Source organism: uncultured Campylobacter sp. (assembly GCF_938030815.1).
In the GTDB taxonomy this organism is placed as follows: domain Bacteria; phylum Campylobacterota; class Campylobacteria; order Campylobacterales; family Campylobacteraceae; genus Campylobacter_B.
Map to the genome: position 1 here is coordinate 1 of NZ_CALHII010000097.1, position 3,754 is coordinate 3,754.

The 3,754-nt window shown below is 46.5% G+C and carries 2 protein-coding genes and 1 pseudogene; 2 read left to right on the forward strand and 1 reads right to left on the reverse strand.

What is annotated here, in order from left to right:
• A pseudogene (locus tag Q0277_RS03525) lies at positions 1 to 1,112 on the forward strand (flavocytochrome c); the annotation flags it as partial.
• A gap of 184 nt (positions 1,113 to 1,296) precedes the next feature.
• On the forward strand, positions 1,297 to 2,913 hold the full coding sequence (locus tag Q0277_RS03530) for a phosphoethanolamine--lipid A transferase (protein ID WP_297995653.1): 1,617 nt from the start codon (positions 1,297 to 1,299) through the stop codon (positions 2,911 to 2,913).
• Between the two features lie 204 nt (positions 2,914 to 3,117).
• On the opposite strand, the gene Q0277_RS03535 is transcribed toward Q0277_RS03530, so the two are convergent.
• Positions 3,118 to 3,754 (reverse strand): LysR family transcriptional regulator substrate-binding protein (locus tag Q0277_RS03535; protein WP_297995656.1); only part of this gene is annotated, 637 nt, incomplete at its 5' end.

The following is a 3,754-nucleotide window of genomic DNA, read 5'->3' on the forward strand; positions in this document are numbered from 1 at the left end:
AAGCTGATCTTTGAAAGCGGCCACAGCGTCGCAAGAAGCTTGCAATCAACCAACGGCTCGGGCTCGGGCTACATCCAACCGATGATGAACAAGCTTCAAAACGATCCTAACGTCACGATCAAGACCCGCACGAAATTTGACGATTTTATCGTGGATGACAGCGGCCGCGTCGTGGGTGTAGAAGCACGCGAGGAGTATAAATTTGATCCGAAACTCTTTAGCGACGATCTGGAAAATAAAAGCGGCGAGAAAAAGAGTTACAAAGCCAAAGACGGTGTTTTGCTAGCCTCGGGCGGATATGGACGCGATCTGTGGTATCGCCAGATCCAAGATCCGCGCGTAGTACCTAGCATAGACAGCACCAACCACCCTGGAAGCTCGGCAGGAGCGATATGCTTGCGGCAAACAGAATCGGCGCTTTTACCCTTCTAACATCGTGGATTCAGTTCCTTCCGTATTGCTCGCCCGATGAAAAGGGCTTCGGCGCCGCAGTAAATTTCACCAACCACTGCTGCAACACTTACGGTCTAACCGTCGATCCAAAGACCGGCAAACGCTTTATGGATGAGCACGCAGGGCGCAAGATCAAGGCGGACGCCTGCTTTAAGGTTATCGGCGAGAGCGAGAAAAACGACAACTATCCGGTAAATGTCTGCGACTCTCAAGCCGTCGCCGCGCGAAACCCGGTCTATACATCAAGGCCGCTGGAAGCGGGAGTCGTGAAGAAATTTGACACGCTAGAGGAGCTTGCGAAGGCTTACAATCTGCCGCTGGAGCCGTTTTTAAAGACTGTCGCGGATTATAACTCTTACGTCAAAGCGGGCAAAGACCTCGAATTCGGCAAAGTGGTCGATAAGCTAGACGGCATCGACGTTTCCAAACCGCCGTTTTACGCAAGCCGCACGATGCCGAAGGTGCACCACACGATGGGCGGACTCGAGATCAACACCAAAGCTCAGGTCATCTCGAGCCTTACTCACGAGCCGATCGCGGGGCTTTGGGCTGCGGGCGAGGTAACCGGCGGCGTGCACGGCGCGAGCAGGCTCGGAACCTACGCGATCCTTGATTGTATGGTTTTCGGAATGATCGCGGGCGAGAGCATCGGAGCTTAAATTTAGCGCCTGCGACATTTCGGCGCGAAGTAGCGGTATGTGCTTTGCGCCGAAACACTACATGTGTATTTAAAATTTCACAAAAATTTTGCTGCGATTTGTGAGATACAAAGCGCGGAATTTCCGAGCATTTACCAAAACGCCGTAAAATCTCAACTTGAAATTTTATCTCAAGGAACGCTTCGTGCCTAGCATTTTTAAAAATCCGTCGCAGCAGAAGCTTATTTTTCTAAGCTCGCTTGCTTTTGTGGCATTTTTTAACTTCTCGTTTTTTAAAAATATCATAAATGCCTACGGAATCTCGGGGCTAAATTTTATCTATTTTGTCTGCGACATGGCGGCTTTGATCGCTTTTTTGACGCTATTTTTTACGATTTTTAGCTCGCGTTATACGACCAAGCCGATTTTGATGATCTGCTTTTTTATTTCGTCGTTTACGGCGTATTTCATGGATAGCTATAACGTCGTAATCGATTCTGAGATGATACGTAACGCAGCCCAGACGAACTTTGCCGAGTCCGCGGATCTTTTCAGTCTGCGACTGGCGATTTATGTGCTGGTGCTGGGCGTCTTACCCTGCGTGCTGATTGCTCGCTCGCACGTTAGCTACCGTCCGCTTAAATTTGAAATTTTAGCTAAGCTCAAAGTAGCGGGCATTTGCATAATAATCATCGCGGCGCTGCTTTTTGGATTTAGCAAATACTACGCGTCATTTTTCAGAGAGCATAAAATTTTACGCAGCTACGCAAATCCCGGATATTGGATCTACAGCGGCGTTAAATTTGCCGCAAAATCTAAAAAGCAGGGCTCGCAGCCTCTGATGCAAATCGCTACGGACGCGCATATCGATAAAAATTCTACAAGTCCAAAAAAGCTCGTCGTCGTAGTCGTGGGCGAAGCGGCGAGAGCGGATAGATTTTCGCTAAACGGCTACGAGCGAGATACTAATCCGCTACTAGCCAAAGAGCAGGGTGTCGTAAGCCTAAGCAATACCCATTCTTGTGGCACTTCGACGGCGCAAAGCGTGCCGTGCATGTTTTCGCTGCTAAATCGCGAGGAATTTAGCGTAGAAAAGGCTGCGGAGGAGCAAAACGTATTAGACATACTAAACCGCGCTGATGACATGGCGATTTTGTGGCGCGATAACAATTCCGATTCCAAAGGTGTGGCGCTGCGCGTAAAATATCAGGATTTTAAAATTCCGCAAAATAATCCGATCTGCGACGTAGAGTGCAGGGACGAGGGGATGCTTGCGGGGCTTGATAAATTTATCGCCGAAAACGCGGGCAAAGATGTATTAATCGTGCTGCATCAGATGGGCAATCACGGGCCTGCGTATTTCAAGCGCTATAAGAAAGAATTTGAAAAATTTAGCCCCGTTTGCCGCGATAACGAGCTTGAAAACTGCTCGCAGCAAGAAATTTCAAATGCCTACGATAACGCGATTTTATACACGGATTATTTTTTAAGTAAGGTTATAGATTTTTTAAAGCCGTATTCTAAGACGTATGAAACGGCGATGATCTATATGAGCGATCACGGCGAGAGCCTCGGCGAGGGCGGCGTTTATCTGCACGGTATGCCCTATCTTTTCGCTCCCGAGGCGCAAAAGCATATCGGTGCGATTGTTTGGCTAGGTGAGGGAAAAATGCGCGAAAGATATGATCTAAGCGCACTTAAATCGCATAAGGATGACGCTTTTTCGCACGATAATCTTTTTCACACGCTGCTTGGAATTTTTGAAGTAGATACCAAGGTGTATAACAAGGATTTGGATATTTTAAGCGGAGTGAAAAATTAGAATTTTGCGCTAAATTTCGTCGTAAATTGTGAGTGAAATTTTAGCAATAAAAGATTCTATTGACAAAATTCTAATTTAAGCTTAGTTTGAAATTTTACCTAAACTTGAGCGAAATCTGCTCTAAAAATTTTTGTACAAAAGCTAATAAAGAGGCAAAGTGCCGCAAAAGCTCAATCTCTCATTTATCGTTGCGAGCTATGAATTTTAAATTTCATTAGAAATTTTACGTGCAGTTTTGATAAACGCCTGCGCTAGATGGTTTAGACGTTTGCCTTTTTTGTAAGCGATTATTAGCGTATTATCGAGCTCGCGCGCGCCTACGTCAAAGAGCTTTATCCTGCTTGCTTTATCCTCTTTTATCATCTGCGGTATGCTAAAGCACGCTCCTGCGCCGCTTGCGACGATAGCATTGGCGATGTCAAAAGTCTCCGTGCGACACAGCACTTTCGGCGCAAATCCCGCAGCGGTAAAGAACGCATCTATCTGCTCGGCGCTTCTTAGGCTTTGATTAGGTAGGATAAATCTTTCCTCTTTTAAGCGCGAAATGTCAATTTTGGGAACAGATTCGTTTTTAAACTCAAGCGAGAGCGGATGGGTGGAGCTTAGAGCGACATAGGTTTTTTGCGTTAGAATTTTAACCCCGTCAAGCCCGCTCATATCGATGGGCAGTATTAGCATACCGACATCAAGATCACCTTGAAGTAGCATTTCGCGAATGCTAAGCGCAGAAGAAAACTGCGTGATTTGTAGATCCGAATCCTTAAATTTCTTGCAAAACATCGGCAGTAGCGACGGCAGTAGATTATAGCCGTTTTGCGAAAAACCGATGCGAATTTTATCA